Raw genomic sequence first — 16,691 nt, forward strand, 5'->3', positions numbered from 1 at the left:
TAGAGAAATTTTGAAAATCTCTTGCTAACCGGTGAGTAAGTTTTAAATTTTATTGTTATTAAACAAGGAGTTTTTTAATGAGCAGAGTTGAAAGGTTCAAACAATAATCATTTTAGCAGCAGTAGGGGTGGGGTTTGTATTCGGTCAAATTTCCTTTTTTGAACGCTATGGTGAATTTTTCATCATTCCATTTTTATTGCTTATGCTGTACGGATTATTTCTATCAATTCCATTGATGGATTTAAAAGGTGCCTTTAACAATCGAACGTTTTTAACTACTAATGTCTTAATCAATTTTACCTGAACACCTCTTTTCGCTTGGCTGCTGGGTGCTGTCTTTTTAACCGATTATCCGGCGTTATGGATTGGGTTCCTCATGTTAATGGTTCCTACTTGTACGGACTGGTATTTAATGTTTTCTTCTTTAGCTAAGGGAAATCTTCTTTTATCCACCTCCGTCTTGCCCGTTAATGTACTTCTGCAGGTCCTGCTTCTGACCGTTTATCTGTTCATTTTCGCAGGAACCATTGAACCTGTGCCACTATCGGTCGTTGGAGAAAATATTTTATTGGCGTTAGTGATTCCGTTCGTCCTGCCACATGTGACACGGTGTGATATAAAAAAACAGAACCCTGCTGAATGAGAAAGTTGTCCCTTTTTTCGAGATGATGCAAACCCTCTTTTTATCTCTGGCCATTTTGGCGATGTTTGCTTCACAAGGGAAATACCTACTAAACAACCTAATCGTTATTGCGGTATTGATCCTGCCAAGTGGGCTTTTCTTCATCGTTAACTTTGTGGTGGCTCACACTATAGAAAAAGCCTTGAAATTTCCTTATGGGGCAAAGTAAGCTTGAGTTTGACCATTATTGCCCGGAATTCGCTCGTTTCTTTAGCAATTGCGATCATCGCTTTTCCAGATCAACCGCTGACTGCCTTAGCTCTGGTTATTGGCCCATTGATTGAATTGCCTTTACTTGAAATTGTATCGCAATTATTGCTTATGTTTAGAAAAGATGAAAATTAAGCAAGTTTTCTAATATACATTTTATCAATAGACCTTGATCAAAGACTTAGCTGGTTTCAAAAAATTTTTCCAGATTGATTTGGATCCCCAACTGTCTAATAACCCAGAAAGATTAAACAGTCAAAAAACGGATCTCTAGCTCGATTTAGCCAACCTTTTCTCTTTCACAAAATGTTCAAAGAGCAACAATTAAATAGTTATTTCGCATAGTTTCATTGTACTTTTGTTTTACGTGCGGTAACTATGACGGTGATTATATAAGCTAAGAGAATGCCTATAAAGTCTACTCCCATGTCAAAAATACGGCCGTTCCTTTCAAAAAATAACTGAATGATCTCTGATGAGATTGCAAAGGCTATACAATACCATAAGGCTTTGCTATGTGTATGGAGCCAGTTATAGAGGAGCATGTACAGAATTCCGAACGACAAAAGATGCCCTAATTTCTGTATGAGATAAAAATTGTCAGTAAGTGCTACATCATTTAATCGAAATAAATCAATAAAATTCGGAGAGAGGTCCAGTTCATAATGCAGAATCTGATTATATAGAAAAGCTTCTGCATTACTGGTAGTCATCACCACCAAAATTCCTGCTGCCCAAAAGATGACTAAAAAAATTTTAAAATGCATTTTATACTCCTTTCTTCCCTAGATGCTCTTGTATAAATCTGTTAACTACAGAACAAACAAGTGCTGCCCTTTTAGTTATGCAGGCTGCTGCTAATGGTTCTTTACTATAATCTTTTGCTGATGATGATTTTTTGTCCATTTTGTAAATAATTTCAATCCAGTTGCTATTCAAAATTTCTGCTTTCCGTACTTTATTAGGGTGTGTGCCAACTCTATTTATTATGTATCTTTATAGTAGCAATAGGCAGCTTAGCTTAAAAGGTTCTTTAAGAAATAAAGAAATGTTTTTGCAGAAAGAAACGTCAAATAGAGCGACAGACGTGTATCTCATCTGTAGACAGGGAATAGAGTACTAAATTAGCGACATGGAGATCCAACAAAGGAAGGGGAGAGCTTATGGGGAAAGTCGATCATTCTTCAAAAAATATTAAACTGGCATTTGTAATCAACCTGCTGTTTTCAATCGGAGAATTTATTGGGGGATTTTTAATCAACAGTGTGGCAATTATGTCTGATGCTGTTCATGACTTGGGAGATGCGATTGCTTTGGGAGCTTCGTGGTTTCTTCAAAAGATTTCCAACAAAGATCAGGACAAAAAATTTTCCTTTGGTTATCAGCGGTTTTCACTCTTGGGGGCCTTATTGAATGCTGCAGTATTGATAGCTGGTTCCGTCTATATCTTCACTCAGGCGATTCCATTATTGTTTAACCCTGAACATTCGAATGCACAAGGGATGATTTGGTTTGCACTTGCTGGAGTTATAATAAATGGCTATGCGGCTTTTAAACTGCACAAGGGCAAATCGGTGAATGAAGGAGTCCTTTCATGGCATATGCTTGAAGATGTACTAGGCTGGGCCGCTGTACTGATTGTCGGCATCGTATTGCTTTTTAAGGATATTCATATCCTGGATCCCATTCTTTCCCTTGCAATTGCATTATTTATCCTGTTCAATGTAATCCGGAATCTTATCAAAACGATGAAGATACTATTAGAAGGCGTTCCGGAAGGAGTAGACATTAAGGAAGTCCAATCGAAGATTGAGGGGATTTCAGGTGTACAGTCGGTCCGGCAGTTGAATATCTGGTCAATCGATGGTGAAGAAAATGCATTAAACTTGCATCTTTCTGTCGAAGCAAAAAGTCTTGGTGAGACAAATACCATCAAAGAGAAAGTGAGAGAGGCCACATCCGGTCTGAAAATTAAACATTCTACCATCGAAGTGGAATAATGAGTACAGCGAAGGAGGGATGTCATGTGGGGAGCGAACACAACCATTCTCACGGCAGTAATAAGAAGACATTGTTAATCGCATTTGTGATTATTACCAGTTATATGTTTGTGGAAGCGATAGGTGGTTTTTTGACAAACAGTCTGGCATTAATCGCTGATGCAGGGCATATGTTAAGTGATTCCATTTCATTGGGAATTGGTTTACTGGCCTTTACAATCGGCGAAAAAGCAGCGGATCAATTCAAAACCTATGGGTACAAGCGATTTGAAATACTGGCTGCTGTCTTTAATGGTGTCACACTTGTATTGGTGTCCCTTTATATTTTTTATGAGGCTTATCACCGGTTTTCCGATCCGCCAGAAGTTGCGACAACGGGCATGTTAATTATTGCGGTTATCGGGTTACTGGTGAACATTTTGGTTGCGTGGATCCTGATGCGGGGTGGCGATACCAAAGAGAATTTAAACCTTCGGGCTGCGTTCCTTCATGTCATGAGCGATTTACTTGGATCTGTCGGCGCCGTCACAGCCGCGCTCCTTATTATGTTCTTTGGCTGGGCATGGGCCGATCCATTAGCGAGTGTAGTTGTAGCAATACTGGTTTTAATCAGTGGATGGCGGGTTACAAAAGAGGCCCTCCATGTCTTAATGGAAGGTACACCTAAAAATGTAAGCATGGATGAAGTAACAGCAGCTATCGAAGCAATACCAGGCGTAAAAAATATTCACGATTTGCATATTTGGAGTATTACCAGTGGGAAAAATGCATTATCGGCCCACGCAGTCATTGAAGAAGGAATCTCGTTTACAGAAAGTCAGCACATTTTGAAAGAAATTGAAAAAACAGTGGGAGCCCACAAAATCGGGCATGTCACTGTTCAACTTGAAACCCCGGATCATCTGCATCCAGAATCGCAATTATGTCAAAATGAGATGGATTCTGAGGCTATGAAACACAATCATCATTAACTAAAAATAACTTATTTTTTGTGGCAAAAACGAGGAACGGAAAAAATCCGTCCCTCGTTTCATTTTGTCCATTTATTGATTGACAAAATCATGAAGATTCTTTTGTGCTTTTTTGCAGATAGAAAAACTTTGACCATAAAAAAATTGCAAAGCCTATGAACAGAATCGGCAGTTGCAAACCGATTATGTCATTAACGAAGAAATCGTATATAAACCAAGCGAGCAACGCCACACTATAAAAAAGGAATCCATAAGTAAAAGAGTTATCCCTCAGTATTTTCTTTTTTTGATTCATGTGGTTCTCCTTTCAAATTAAGTGATTGATATGTATTTAATTTTGCACCAAGTATTGCAGCTGTAATAAACAGCTGCCTGCAGTTCCATGGATACTTTCTTTCTGCATACTTCTTAACTTTAATCTACAGAAATTGAAAATCAACCAATTTTTATGTCTTTTTAAAGAAAGAAAAAGTTAATTTTTGTAAGAGCTTGTCTTTATTAAATCAGGAGGTTTTATTGTTCAGCATTCACAATATCGTTGAAAATTTACGACAGATTCCTGAATTGATGCGGAATCACATAGAAGTAAAGCAATGATTCTGATAAACTGAATCGAATGCAGGAATGGAATTCGGCATTCTGAAGGAGGAAGCCGAAGTGAAACGGAAATTGATTTCAGCTGTGTTAACTGGATTATTATCCATTAGTTTGATTACCCCCAGCATGGCTGCAGAAAAACAATCTTTACAAGACGAAATAATATATGATCTGCTGGTAGACCGCTATTTTAATAAAGTAATCCAAAATGATAGTAAGGTGAATTCTGTGGATTCCACTGCATTTAATGGTGGGGACTTCGCAGGTCTCAGCAGTGAAATGCAGTATCTAAAAGACATGGGTTTTACAGCACTCTCCGTAGGACCTATCTTTTCCAGTGCGACTTATGACGGGAAAGAAGTGTTGGACTACGAGGAGCTTGAACCAAGTTTTGGAACAGAGGAAGAATGGCAGGAAGTAATTGCAAAAGCACATGAGCTGGAGATGAAAATTATTGTCGACATTCCCACTCAGAGAATCAGCAACAATCATGTATGGCGGGCAAGTAATCCTGGATGGTTCACTGAAAATGAAGATGGAACGGTTTCGCTGGATACCAGCATTCCAGCAGTGCAAAATAAGTTGATCGAACGTTTCAGCTCGTTTGTCACTGAATTTGAGGTGGATGGAATTCGGTTGCAAACCACTGATGAATTAGATCCCTCTTTTATCGATCGCTTTTCAAAAAGCATGAAAGATATTCGTAGTATGTACATATTGAGTGACGGTGCAATGGATTCTGTTTCGGGATTGGATGCAGTTGTACTGCCGGGGATTGAAGAAGCACTCCGGAACAGCTATAAAAATTTTGATCCCGATTCAAGCGTTCCTTCCGACTATTGGGCGGAGGCGAAGGGCAATCTGACTCAAGTGGATTCCCTGTTAAGTTCTCGTTTTACATCTGATGTAATTGAGGAAAGAGGGTTCCCCCCAACAAGATGGAATTTACTGATGTTTCAATTATTGACGATGCCGGGTACCCCCGTTATTCAATACGGTTCCGAAATTGCGGTGAATGGAGCTGCGGCCCCAGATTCCCACCCAATTCTGGATATGGGTGTGGGGGAAGAATTAATTGATCATATTACCAATTTAACCTCTCTTCGAAACGAATCGGAAGCGCTCCGCACAGGTGAAATGGAGATATTGTATGATGAGGAAGGCTGGCTCGTCTATAAGCGTTCCGATGAAAAGGACACGTGGATAATTGCGATCAATAATTCTTCTTCCACAAAAAATTTCTCTTTACCAGCCGATGTAATTGGTACAGGAAAGGAGATGCGCGGGTTATTTGAAAATGACATTATCCGCGAAAATGATGAGGGCAAATACCAAATTACATTGGATAGAGAAGTCGGCGAAGCGTTCACTATTATTGAACAAAGAGGTTTGAACAAAGCTTACATGGCTGCATTAGTCGTTTTGTATATCACGTTTATGGTTTTCTTGTGGTTCGCATGGCGGAAAGGCAAGAAAAGATCGATGACGGAGAAGAAGAAACTTTGAAGTAGTGATAAGACTTACTGCTACAAAATTGTTAATCGCCAAAACTACAATGGTCAACAATTGGATTGTCCCCCCTTCAACATTTCTGGAGAACATAGCCTGGATATGCATCTGCATATTCGGGCTTTTATTTTGGGGAATGTGATGTCTGGCTAATAGACGAAACTTGAGAATTAGGAGGAAGAGAACTGCATTCGCAAGTAAATGGATATTATATCCAAAATAATTTCAATATCAAAGTCAAATTGTAAAGTTATTGTAATAGAGCACAGCGTTTCAAGTGTTACAATACAATAGTTGAATTTTAACGAAACTATCAAATTAAGCGAACCTTAGTGCGGAATATTGTTATTCTAGAGTATACAAATAGAGAAGTTTGAATAGAGAGATAGAGATGAAAACTGAGAGGGGAATATGAACTTGAAATCAAAAATAATAATGACGGGTTTATCGTCAGTCTTGGCTTTGTCGATTTTAGTGCCGGCAGCCAACGCGGATAAACTGACTGAACTTGAACAAAAGAAACAGGAAATTGAACAAAGACAAAACGAATTGAATTCCGGAATTCAGGAAAAATCGAATGAAATCAGCATAAATCAGTCTGATTTAGAAAAAATTATGGCTAAAATTACAGAGTTAAGTACTAAAATACAAGAAACAGAAGGCAAAGTTAATGGTGTCCAACTTGAAATTGATCAAACGAAAGTGGAAATTGAGGAATTGAAAGGTTCAATTGGGGAACTGGAACGCAAAATTGCTGAGCGGACAGAGTTGCTGCAGGAGCGTGCCCGTGCCATTCAGTTGAGCGGCGGATCCGTTGACTATATAGACGTTTTACTGGGCGCAAACAGTTTTATTGATTTTATCGATCGCTTTTCAGCGGTTAACACCTTAATTGAAGCAGACCGGGAAATCATGCAAGAACAAGCAGATGACAAGCAGTTGCTGTCGGATCAAAAGGCAGAAGTGGAAACCAAGCTTGCTGAGCAGGAAAAACGCCGGTCAGAACTTGTGACATTAAAAGAATCTCTTAATGGCCAGAAGAAAGAGCAGGCGGGTCTGCAAAAAGAGTTAGAAGCTGAACAAACCCGTTTGGCTAAAGAAAAAACAAGTCTGGAAAGTGAACAGGCCGAAACTGTAGATATCAGTGCAGAATTGGAAAAAGAAATTGGCAAAGAGCAAGCGCGTCTCGCTGAATTAGCCAGGAAAGCTGAAGAAGAGCGACAACGCAAGTTAGCAGCAGAAAGGGCAGCAGCGGCAGAAAGAGCGGCAGCTGCACAAAAAGCAGCTCAAGAAAAAGCGGCTCAAGAAAAAGCAGCTCAAGAAAAAATAGCTAGTGAGAAATCTGAAAGCCAGAAATCAACTGCTCAAAAAGCAGCTCCACAAAAATCAACGAGCTCTGCTGTAGCTTCTTATACGGCACCGGCAAGTAATTCTGGGTTCATTGCACCTTTAACTGGTCGCCTGACGTCCAGTTTTGGCGGACGGAATATTGGAGCTGGTCTAGAGAGCCATAAAGGTATAGATGCGGCGGTTCCAACTGGAACACAAGTCTCAGCATCTGCTTCAGGTTACGTATCGTATGCAGGACCAATGGGAACATACGGGAATGTCGTCATGCTGACCCATTCGATCAATGGCCAAACGTTTACAACTGTTTATGCTCACTTGAACTCCATCAGTGTTTCTCAGGGACAATCCGTTTCTCAAGGACAAAAAATTGCGGCATCCGGAAACACAGGGCGATCTACAGGTCCGCATCTTCATTTCGAAATCCACATTGGATCGTGGAACGGCGCACGTTCAAATGCTGTAAACCCTTTTAATTACATCGGTGGATAATTTATAAAAAGTCGGCAACCTTCGAGGTGCCGGCTTTTATTTTGATTAACTGATTGAAAAGTAAAGGTATTTAAGTTATCCGGGAAGCTGAATTTCCGATTGTACAATTACTCTCTTCTCTGCGTATTGGACGAGTATAAATGCAGTGGCTATATCTATAAAGTTCACTCGCTTAAAGATATATAATCTTCAAGTATTTGTAACAATATCACCTTTGCATCTGTTGTAATGAAATGGTCTTTTCCATAAGATGAAGTGAGACAGACGAATGGGGGAACTGAGTTGAGGTTTTTTTTTCTGGCAGTAATAGGATTGAGTGCAATATTGATTCTCTCTGCGTGCGGCAGCTCTGGGGTTAAGGATTTTTCATATACCGATCATCGAAATGAAACGATATCTATGGAAAAGTTAAAAGGAACGCCTTGGATTGCCACGTTCGCTTTCACTAGTTGTGAGACGGTTTGCCCGCCGATGATGTTCAATATGACCGAGATCCAAGAAGAATTGAAGGCTAGTGGTATTGAAGATTACAAAATTGTCGCCTTCAGCGTAGATCCTACCGTAGACACGCCCGAAAAACTGAAGGAATATTTGACACAATTCTCGGTTCCGGATGAATCGAAATGGCACATGCTGACGGGGTATACACCGGAACAAATAACGGAATTTGCCAGTGAAAATTTCGAGTCATTTGTCAAAAAGGATCCTAACAGCAACCAAGTTATCCATGGAACGTCTTTTTATTTGATTGACCGGGAAGGAAAAGTAACAAACAATTACGACGGTTTTAAAGATGTACCGGTGGAAGAGATACGTAAAGACCTTGAAAATTTGATTGATGAGTAATATAAAAGCCGCCGATTCAGTGATACGCGAATCGGCGGCTTTTCATTCATGTTATTGTGAACTTCAAAAAAATTTCACTCGGCTTAGGTTAATATCTGCTTTTCATCAGGCGAAGGGAATTGAGCACGACGATTAACGTAGCTCCCATGTCCGCAAAGATGGCCATCCAAAGTGTCAGCCAGCCTGGAATGATTAACAATAATGCCAGTACTTTTAACCCTAATGCAAAGGCAACGTTCTGATAAATAATTTTCAATGTTTTTCTGCTGAGGCCGATGGTGTAAGGCAGTTTATTCAAGTCATCTGCCATAAGGGCAATATCAGCGGTTTCGAGTGCTGTATCCGTGCCGGCGCCTCCCATGGCAATGCCTACCGTAGAACTAGCTAATGCAGGGGCGTCATTCACTCCATCACCGACCATCGCGACTTTGCCGAACTGCTCACGGAGTGATTTGATGGTTGCCAATTTATCTTCCGGCATCAAATCTGATTTGACATCTGTTAAATTGAGCTGTTTTCCGATGGCGTTTGCAGCAAGTTGATTGTCGCCTGTCAACATGACTGTCTTTTGAATACCCAAATCGTAAAGTTTTTGAATGATTGTGGAACTGCTTGACCTGATTTGGTCTGCTACTGCAATATAGCCCTTAACTTCATCTCTTGATCCCAACAGCATAACTGTTTTGCCGACAGCCTGAAGAGCTTCCACTTCTTTTTGAATGTCACTGGACATCTTCAAGGTTTCTGTAAAAAGATTCGGACTGCCGATATAGTAAGTTTGATTATGAATCTCTGCTTTTGCACCTTTTCCGGTAATCGATTGGAAATTCTCCACTTCGGTTAAATTGATATTGGATTTTTCTGCTTTGCGCAAGATAGCAGAAGCTAAGGGGTGCTGAGACAATTTTTCGATAGATGCTGCGGTTTCCAAAACTTCATCAACACTCATATCCGACAAGGAGATGATGTCAGTGACTTCAGGTGTTCCTTGTGTAAGTGTCCCGGTTTTATCAAAAGCAATGACATTTAAACGGCCGGTTTCTTCCAAATGAATGCCGCCTTTGATCAAAACACCATTTCTTGCAGCATTTCCGATCGCTGTTACAATCGCTACAGGCGTCGAAATGACGAGAGCACAAGGGCAGCCTACTACCAACACCGCAAGACCACGGTAAATCCATTCACTCCATTCACCGCCAAAAAGAAGAGGAGGGAGCACGGCAACCAACATCGAAATTACTAATATAGCAGGTGTATAATATTTTGCGAATTTATCCACGAATTGTTGGGAAGGTGCACGTTCTGCCTGTGCTTCCTCCACTAAATGAATAATCTTGGCGATAGTAGTATCTTCAGATTTTTTCGTTACCCGTACTTCCAATGCGCCTTCTTCATTGAGCGTGCCGGCAAACACTTCATCGCCGATTGCTTTATGGACAGGAACGGACTCCCCGGTGATGGCTGCTTGATTGATCGAGGAAGCGCCTTTGGCCACTTCTCCATCCATCGCCAGTTTCTGGCCGGGTTTGATGACCATAATGTCGCCGATTTGAATATCGTCCACATCAACTTCCAATTCTTGTGCCCCGCGCTTAATGATGGCGGTATTCGGTGCAATATCCATGAGAGACCGGATGGAGTTTCGCGCTTTGTCCATCGAATATGTTTCCAATGCTTCGCTGATTGCAAACAGGAAGACGACGACTGCACCTTCGCCCCATTCGCCAATTGCGGCTGCCCCGATCACGGCGATAGTCATCAACGTGGTCATGTCGAATTGGAGTGTTGCCAGATTTTTGAACCCTTCTTTAAAAAGGCTGAAGCCTCCAATTAGAATCGCCAAAGCGAAAAGTCCGATGGTCATTGCATGCTCTTCACCAACTTGAACGGAAGAAATATATCCGAATATGAGAAAAAGAAGCGAAACGAATGTTGTTTGATTTTCTCTCTTTTTCCAAAAAGGGTCTTTTTTTTCGATAATTCGTTGTTTTTCGGGATACACCCGAATGCCGTCGAAAGATCCTGCTCGTTCCAATTGTTCGATTGAAGCTTCACCGGCAACTGTGATTTTTGAAGCACCAAAGTTCAGTTTTACATCTTCGACTGTCGGAATTTCACGGATGTTTTTTTCGAATTTAGCGGCACAGTTTGTACAGGACAGGTTTTGCAGTTGATAAACATTTTGATTTTCGCTCATTTGTACCGATCCTCCTCAGCGTGTTCAAATGCAATTCGGACTAATTGATGTACGTGTTCGTCGGTAAGCGAATAGAAAACCAGCTTGCCTCTCTTCTCATAGTCCGCCAACCCCATATTCCGCAAGTAGCGAAGATGATGAGAAGCAGTAGCGGTGGTCGTTCCCAAAATATTTGCTACATCGCACACACATAGTTCCGGTTCCAGTGTTAGCGCGTAAGCGATTTTTAAACGTGTTGCATCGGAAAGGGCCTTGAAAATTAGTTCTGCCCCTCGAATACCGACAAGTTTAGGCTGAACTCTTTCAATTACTTCTTCGTCATAACAAAAGGTTTGGCAAGTTTCTGGAGACTTATTAATTTCAATTTCATTCATTAGTATCCACCTCATTCAAATGGTCATTTGATTATATTCAGTGTAGGAAAAATTCATTGCTTTGTCAATTCTAATATTCAAAGCATTGTTTTAATGTTAATCGATACTTGTTAAAATGAATGAGGCAAAGAAATTACTGTGAACATTGAATGACGTTATAGTCTGGTGCGTAATCATTAGAGAAGGGAGTACGAAAATGAAGAAAATCCTATTGTTAACGCTATTTGTTTTATTGCTATCGTCTGCTGTCGTTTCCGCCCACACAGCATTGGAAGCGAGTTCACCCGCTGACGGAGAGGTAATGACTGAGGAACCGCGAGAAATTATACTGGAATTCAACACCCCTCTGGAGGAAGCGAGCTCTTTTACAGTAGAAAATGCTGAAGGAGAGGAAATTCCTTTTGGCATTACGCTTGAGGAACAAAAAATGATCGGAACACTAGGGGCTGCCATGGCAGATGGTGAGTATACCGTTAACTGGAAAATCATTGGAGCTGACGGACATCCGATTGAAGGGGCATATGCTTTTACGGTGAAGACGGCGGAAGAAACGTTTCCTGCGGAAGAGAATGAGGAGACAGTAGAGTCTGGCTCTGAAGATCCGGTGAAAGAAACTACGTCTCTGTTTGAGGAACAGTCAATTGATCAAGAAGAGTCCTCTGAAGCGCCGTATGTGATGGTGATTGTGCTAATGGTATTGGCGGTGATTGCCGGGGGGACATTGATGTGGGCAGCGAAGAGAAGAGGGAATTAAATGATTTGGATTTATACAACCGAAATGCTTCTCTACCTTTGTTTTTCGATTTTAATGGGTTCTTTGCTGATTCACCTGGTTCCTGACCACCAGAAACCGGAACTGAAAATCAGCAAACGTGTTCTGCAGATTTCCATTTTGGGAATCGTTTTCTTGTCAGTGGCGCCTGTCATCCGACTGATTTTATTTTTATATGAAGATATAGGATTAATGCTGACCATTCAAAATGTCATCGGGGAGTTCGAGGTAGGACAAGCCTGGTCGATCACGTTGATTCTTTCAATCTTCTTCTATCTTTTTATATCTGTTACTCCTGTATTTGAAAAGAAAGGTTTCATCGGAATCTCTCTTCTTTTCACTTTAGGACTTCTTATGGCTTTGGGATGGGGAAGCCATGCCGCTTCCTTAACAGACTGGAGTGGGTTTGTTTTTCATACATTGCATTTTACAGCCGTGACTGTGTGGATGGGAATTCTGCTTACAGTGAGTTGGTTTTCAATTTCGTCCCAGAACTGGCTGCCGTTTCTTAAGTGGTTTACACCAGTCGCTCTTATTTGCCTGACGGTCATCGGCGCAAGCGGAATTTTCATTATGACATTGGCCGTTGAGGTAGTGGAGTACCAGGATGCTTGGATGATGCCTTATGGTCAAGCAATTTTGATTAAACATTTGTTGGTCATCCCACTTTTGCTGTTTGCTTTTATAAACGGTATCCTAATCAGACGGAAGTTGCAGCGTGGTGACGAAATAAATCCAATACCATGGGCAAAAGCGGAAAGCCTGACCCTTCTCTTTATCTTTGCAGCAACAGGAGTATTGGGCCAACAAGAGCCTCCTCACTCTATCGAAGCATATTTGAAAGGGAACGGGGCATCTAAGCTTTTTGAATATTTACATGGAGGTCCAATTGATCCTGCCATGCACCTGCAATTCGATTTCAATTTGCTGGGACTGTTTTTTTTGATGCTGGGGTTTGCTTTCGGTGCGCTTGTCATTTATTGTTTTAAGCAAAAAGCGCCTGCCTATCTTTCGGTGTTGATGGGGTTATTCTGTGTTTTAGCGTTCCATGTAGGTTTAATGACGAGCATTCAATAAGTAACCAACTACAGAAAAGAGGATGAAAATGGAAAAGAAAAATAATAACAAGACATCAGGGATGAAATTGGCGGTTCTGGCGACCGTTTTAGTTTTAGGAATTATTGCTGTAATCGTAGTTGTAATGAATCAGCAAGAAACACCAGCTTTGGAAACAGCGCAGATTGATATAAGCAGCCAGCCAACTCTTGGTGAAAGTGATGCACCTGTGACTGTTGTTGAATTTGGCGACTTTAAATGTCCATCCTGCAAAGCTTGGGGAGAAACAGTTTATCCCCAACTAGTAGAGGACTATGTCAATACAGGAGAAGTGAAATTTGCTTATATCAACGTCTTCTTCCACGGAAATGAATCAATTTTAGGTTCTTTGGCTGCGGAATCTGTTTTCGAGCATAGTCCGGAAGCATATTGGGAGTTCCATAAAGCATTATACGAAGCACAACCGGTCGTGGACCATGACGCCGCTTGGATCACGCCAGAAAAAGTGTTGGAAGTGGCATCTGCATTTCCTGCCATTGATCAAACACAGCTGCAAGAAGACATGAAACAAGTTGCGCAGCAAGAAGAACTTGAAGCGGATGAAGCGTTAGTGGAGGAAGCTGGAGTTACTCAAACCCCCACCATTGTGATCAATGGTCAACAACTCGAAGATCCGTTCGACTACGACGCCATAAAAGCCTTAATTGAGCAGGAATTGGCGGGTGAAGAATAATGGAAGAAACACAGACGGAATCTCGAATAAGTAGTCTGTTGCTTTACGGGGCATGGTTTGTCTCACTGATTGCCATGCTTGGCAGTCTGTATTTCAGTGAAATCGAGGGCTTTATCCCTTGTGAACTTTGTTGGTATCAACGGATTTCCATGTATCCATTAGTTTTAATTCTAGGTATCGCCACATTTAAAAACGATTTGCAAGTGCCGCGATATGTTTTGCCTTTGTCTCTTTTAGGGGGAAGTATCTCTGTCCTGCATTATTTGGAACAAAAGGTCCCTGGATTTGGAGGGATCAAACCTTGTGTTAATGGCGTTCCGTGCAGTTCCGAATATATCAACTGGATGGGTTTCATTACTATTCCATTTTTGGCTCTGATTGCGTTTGTATTAATCACGATTGCTATGCTGATACTGGCGCTTAAAAAAACAGATGCTTGATTTTTCAATTGCTTTAAATCATTGTTTCGTTTAACTGTGTTGGTGAACAAGGGACGATTAGCCAAACTTATAAAAAAATATCCTAGGGTTAATATGGAAGGAGGCAGGAAAAGTACAATTTACTGCTTGGAGGAGAGATATGAGACACCGTTTTGCTTTATATACGGCTTACATGACCGTATTCGCCCTAATTTTAGGGAATTTAGTTGTGGCAACAAATGCTGGTGATGCATGTGGAACAGACTGGCCGATATGCAACGGAAAAATTATTCCCGATTTTACCCAATATAAAGTACTGATTGAATATTCCCATCGCGTATTTACCAGCTTATTGGGTTTCGTAATCCTGCTTAATTTTATAGTTGCATGGAAAAGAAGACACCCAAAAGAATCTTCAGTTAAAGTATGGGCGCTACTCACAATGATCCTACTGCTAGTCCAGTCACTGGTTGGCGCGCTGAATGTAGTGTGGGGAACGCCACCCGGTTTTACCACAATAGACGTGACCATCAGTCTGTTTCTGTTAATGAGCACTGTTTTTTTAACAACAGCGTTACAGCGTACGCGCATCCGCTCAGATGAAAAAGCCCGAGCAGAAAACAGCCGCTATCGCATCCTAATTACACCGGCGTTTTTGGCGTTCAGTCTGTTTTTCCTGGAAATCATTGTAGGAGCTTTCTTCAAACACAGTGGAGCCAGCAAAATTTTGCACAACATCGCTGCCAACGAATTACTGATAAGTTCGGCTTCCCTCTCGCAATTCATTTACAATGTCCATGGAATAAGCAATGCAATCATCCTGATTAGCGCAGCGTATTTGCTGTTCTGGTCCGTCCGTCGCCGAGTACTTGTTAAAGAGTCGGTTTCATTTTTTGTGCTCCTGGTTTTAAATGGGGTAACAGGCTACTTAACACAAATCTCAGGACTTGAAGAATGGACTTCTTCTTTGCATATGATTATTGTCATTGTAACCGTGTTTCAAGGGGCATATCTACTTTCAAAATCTTATTTTGGTCCCTATTATATAGCTAAGTTAGCGGCGGACGGAATTTAAGAGTGCAATTAACATATTTATTTGCAAGTAACAGTAGAGCATACGTTTCGGCACCGTCATCAATCCTATCCAGCTCAATGTGGAACGATAGGCACAATTAATACACTGGAGGTGTCCGCATGGCAGAAGTCAGTTTACTCCTCGCTTTCGGCGCAGGACTTTTATCGTTCATCTCTCCTTGTTCCCTTCCCTTGTACCCGGCTTTTCTATCCTATATTACCGGGGTGTCAGTCAATGACCTAAAAGCTGGAAAGGGAATGATGAGGAGCACGGCTTTGATTCACACTATTTTATTTTTATTCGGGTTTTCCATCATTTTTTTAGCATTGGGCTTGTCAACGTCACTTATTGGAAACTTTTTCTTGGAATATCAAGTCCTTTTACGACAGCTTGGCGCCATTTTGATGGTGTTTTTCGGTTTGGTCTTAACCGGGATTTTAAAATTCGATTTTCTGCTTTCGGATAAGAAGTTTCAATTTCAGAAAAGGCCATCCGGATACGTGGGTTCTGTCTTGATCGGCATCGGTTTCGCAGCTGGATGGACGCCGTGTACCGGTCCCATACTGGCGGGCGTGATTGCGCTAGGTGTCGCAGATCCGGACCGGGGACTTCTCTACATGCTATTTTATGTCCTCGGGTTTTCGATCCCTTTTCTCCTGATGTCATTATTTATTGAGAAAATGAGCTTCTTAAAGAAAAGAAGTGCTCTTTTCATGTCAGTTGGCGGGGCACTGATGATTCTAATGGGTGTTTTACTCTACTTTGATATGATGACTGAAATTATTAATTTCCTATCGCAGTTTACGGGTGGATTCACTGGGTTCTAATAAATCAGCAAGATTAATTAAGAAAAAGGAGGTTTCGAATACATGGCTACAAAAAAGAAGAATCGTTTATTCATGAGGACAGCCATTCTGCTTGTCATGGTAGGCGCTATTGCTTTTACCATCTATAACGGGGTGATAAAGGAGAAAAATGAATTGCTGCAAGTTGGCGATCAGGCACCAGATTTTGCACTGACTGATTTGAACGGGGATCGGCATCAGCTGTCTGATTATAAAGGCCAAGGGGTGTTTGTGAACTTTTGGGGGACTTGGTGCAAACCGTGTGAGAAAGAGTTTCCACTGATGGACAGACAGTATCAAGTTTACAAAGATCAAGGTGTACAGATACTGGCCGTCAACATTGCTCAGTCGGATTATGAAGTAAGGCAATATGCGGAACAGCGGAATCTGACGTTTCCCATTGTCATCGATAAGGATAAAAGCGTGATGGAAGCTTACAACATTCGCCCTCTTCCTACTACGATTCTGGTTAATCCCGAAGGGAAGATAACGAAAATCATTACCGGGGAGATGTCTGAAGAGGATATTGTCAGCTACATGGAAGAAATCAAACCCGAATAAGGAGA

15 protein-coding genes and 1 pseudogene are annotated in these 16,691 nt (G+C 41.2%); 13 read left to right on the top strand and 3 right to left on the bottom strand.

The window, feature by feature from the left end:
• Positions 1-202: 202 nt before the first annotated feature.
• Positions 203-1,027, top strand: a pseudogene (locus CXF70_RS15330) (arsenic resistance protein).
• Between the two features lie 212 nt (positions 1,028-1,239).
• Here CXF70_RS15330 and CXF70_RS15335 read toward each other — a convergent pair.
• The gene (locus CXF70_RS15335; protein WP_101803378.1) at positions 1,240-1,659 is read right to left on the bottom strand and encodes a VanZ family protein; all 420 of its coding nucleotides are present in this window, start codon (positions 1,657-1,659) and stop codon (positions 1,240-1,242) included.
• Positions 1,660-2,055: 396 nt separating this feature from the next.
• On the opposite strand from CXF70_RS15335, the gene CXF70_RS15340 reads away from it, so the two are divergent.
• The 5 genes from CXF70_RS15340 (at position 2,056) to CXF70_RS15365 (ending at position 8,654) form a co-directional block, all read left to right on the top strand.
• Positions 2,056-2,892 carry a cation diffusion facilitator family transporter gene (locus tag CXF70_RS15340; protein ID WP_101803379.1) on the top strand — a complete coding sequence of 279 codons (837 nt, stop codon included), beginning with the start codon at positions 2,056-2,058 and terminating at the stop codon, positions 2,890-2,892.
• A gap of 26 nt (positions 2,893-2,918) precedes the next feature.
• Positions 2,919-3,863 (top strand): cation diffusion facilitator family transporter, encoded by a 945-nt coding sequence (locus CXF70_RS15345; RefSeq protein ID WP_101803380.1) that lies wholly within the window; start codon positions 2,919-2,921, stop codon positions 3,861-3,863.
• 657 nt (positions 3,864-4,520) lie between these two features.
• The gene (locus CXF70_RS15355) at positions 4,521-5,966 is read left to right on the top strand and encodes an alpha-amylase family glycosyl hydrolase (RefSeq protein WP_101803421.1); all 1,446 of its coding nucleotides are present in this window, start codon (positions 4,521-4,523) and stop codon (positions 5,964-5,966) included.
• Between the two features lie 414 nt (positions 5,967-6,380).
• Entirely contained in the window at positions 6,381-7,808 is a 1,428-nt protein-coding gene (locus tag CXF70_RS15360) for a murein hydrolase activator EnvC family protein (protein WP_101803382.1), read from the top strand.
• Between the two features lie 255 nt (positions 7,809-8,063).
• Positions 8,064-8,654 (top strand): SCO family protein, encoded by a 591-nt coding sequence (locus CXF70_RS15365; protein ID WP_338088708.1) that lies wholly within the window; start codon positions 8,064-8,066, stop codon positions 8,652-8,654.
• 88 nt (positions 8,655-8,742) lie between these two features.
• Here the strand turns inward: CXF70_RS15365 and CXF70_RS15370 are convergent, their stop codons facing one another.
• Entirely contained in the window at positions 8,743-10,851 is a 2,109-nt protein-coding gene (locus CXF70_RS15370; RefSeq protein ID WP_101803384.1) for a heavy metal translocating P-type ATPase, read from the bottom strand.
• A complete protein-coding gene (locus CXF70_RS15375; protein WP_101803385.1) occupies positions 10,848-11,225 on the bottom strand; it encodes an ArsR/SmtB family transcription factor in 378 nt (125 codons plus the stop codon). Before CXF70_RS15375 ends, CXF70_RS15370 begins: the two co-directional genes overlap by 4 nt.
• A 196-nt stretch (positions 11,226-11,421) precedes the next feature.
• Between CXF70_RS15375 and CXF70_RS15380 the strand changes: the two genes are divergently transcribed.
• The 7 genes from CXF70_RS15380 to resA all read left to right on the top strand — a co-directional run bounded on the left by CXF70_RS15380 (position 11,422) and on the right by resA (position 16,686).
• Positions 11,422-11,979 (top strand): copper resistance CopC family protein, encoded by a 558-nt coding sequence (locus CXF70_RS15380; RefSeq protein WP_101803386.1) that lies wholly within the window; start codon positions 11,422-11,424, stop codon positions 11,977-11,979.
• Positions 11,980-13,074, top strand: coding sequence for a copper resistance D family protein (locus tag CXF70_RS15385; RefSeq protein ID WP_101803387.1), 1,095 nt, complete (start codon positions 11,980-11,982; stop codon positions 13,072-13,074).
• 28 nt (positions 13,075-13,102) lie between these two features.
• Positions 13,103-13,786: a DsbA family protein gene (locus tag CXF70_RS15390; RefSeq protein WP_101803388.1), complete on the top strand. Its 684-nt coding sequence runs from the start codon at positions 13,103-13,105 to the stop codon at positions 13,784-13,786.
• Entirely contained in the window at positions 13,786-14,226 is a 441-nt protein-coding gene (locus tag CXF70_RS15395) for a disulfide oxidoreductase (RefSeq protein ID WP_101803389.1), read from the top strand. The genes CXF70_RS15390 and CXF70_RS15395 overlap by 1 nt, the downstream gene beginning before the upstream one ends.
• Positions 14,227-14,365: 139 nt before the next feature.
• Positions 14,366-15,280 (top strand): COX15/CtaA family protein, encoded by a 915-nt coding sequence (locus CXF70_RS15400; protein WP_101803390.1) that lies wholly within the window; start codon positions 14,366-14,368, stop codon positions 15,278-15,280.
• A 119-nt stretch (positions 15,281-15,399) separates the two neighbouring features.
• Entirely contained in the window at positions 15,400-16,107 is a 708-nt protein-coding gene (locus CXF70_RS15405) for a cytochrome c biogenesis CcdA family protein (RefSeq protein WP_101803391.1), read from the top strand.
• A gap of 42 nt (positions 16,108-16,149) precedes the next feature.
• On the top strand, positions 16,150-16,686 hold the full coding sequence (resA, locus tag CXF70_RS15410) for a thiol-disulfide oxidoreductase ResA (protein WP_101803392.1): 537 nt from the start codon (positions 16,150-16,152) through the stop codon (positions 16,684-16,686).
• Positions 16,687-16,691 lie beyond the last annotated feature (5 nt).

The organism is Planomicrobium sp. MB-3u-38 (assembly GCF_002836425.1).
GTDB lineage: Bacteria > Bacillota > Bacilli > Bacillales_A > Planococcaceae > Planococcus > Planococcus okeanokoites.

Bases quoted from the DNA above. Each gene is read 5' to 3' on its own strand.
- CXF70_RS15335 (WP_101803378.1), bottom strand. From the start codon at position 1,659: ATGCATTTTAAAATTTTTTTAGTCATCTTTTGGGCAGCAGGAATTTTG.
- CXF70_RS15340 (WP_101803379.1), top strand. From the start codon at position 2,056: ATGGGGAAAGTCGATCATTCTTCAAAAAATATTAAACTGGCATTTGTA.
- CXF70_RS15360 (WP_101803382.1), top strand. From the start codon at position 6,381: ATGAACTTGAAATCAAAAATAATAATGACGGGTTTATCGTCAGTCTTG.
- CXF70_RS15370 (WP_101803384.1), bottom strand. From the start codon at position 10,851: ATGAGCGAAAATCAAAATGTTTATCAACTGCAAAACCTGTCCTGTACA.
- CXF70_RS15375 (WP_101803385.1), bottom strand. From the start codon at position 11,225: ATGAATGAAATTGAAATTAATAAGTCTCCAGAAACTTGCCAAACCTTT.
- CXF70_RS15380 (WP_101803386.1), top strand. From the start codon at position 11,422: ATGAAGAAAATCCTATTGTTAACGCTATTTGTTTTATTGCTATCGTCT.
- CXF70_RS15385 (WP_101803387.1), top strand. From the start codon at position 11,980: ATGATTTGGATTTATACAACCGAAATGCTTCTCTACCTTTGTTTTTCG.
- CXF70_RS15390 (WP_101803388.1), top strand. From the start codon at position 13,103: ATGGAAAAGAAAAATAATAACAAGACATCAGGGATGAAATTGGCGGTT.
- CXF70_RS15395 (WP_101803389.1), top strand. From the start codon at position 13,786: ATGGAAGAAACACAGACGGAATCTCGAATAAGTAGTCTGTTGCTTTAC.
- CXF70_RS15400 (WP_101803390.1), top strand. From the start codon at position 14,366: ATGAGACACCGTTTTGCTTTATATACGGCTTACATGACCGTATTCGCC.
- CXF70_RS15405 (WP_101803391.1), top strand. From the start codon at position 15,400: ATGGCAGAAGTCAGTTTACTCCTCGCTTTCGGCGCAGGACTTTTATCG.
- resA (WP_101803392.1), top strand. From the start codon at position 16,150: ATGGCTACAAAAAAGAAGAATCGTTTATTCATGAGGACAGCCATTCTG.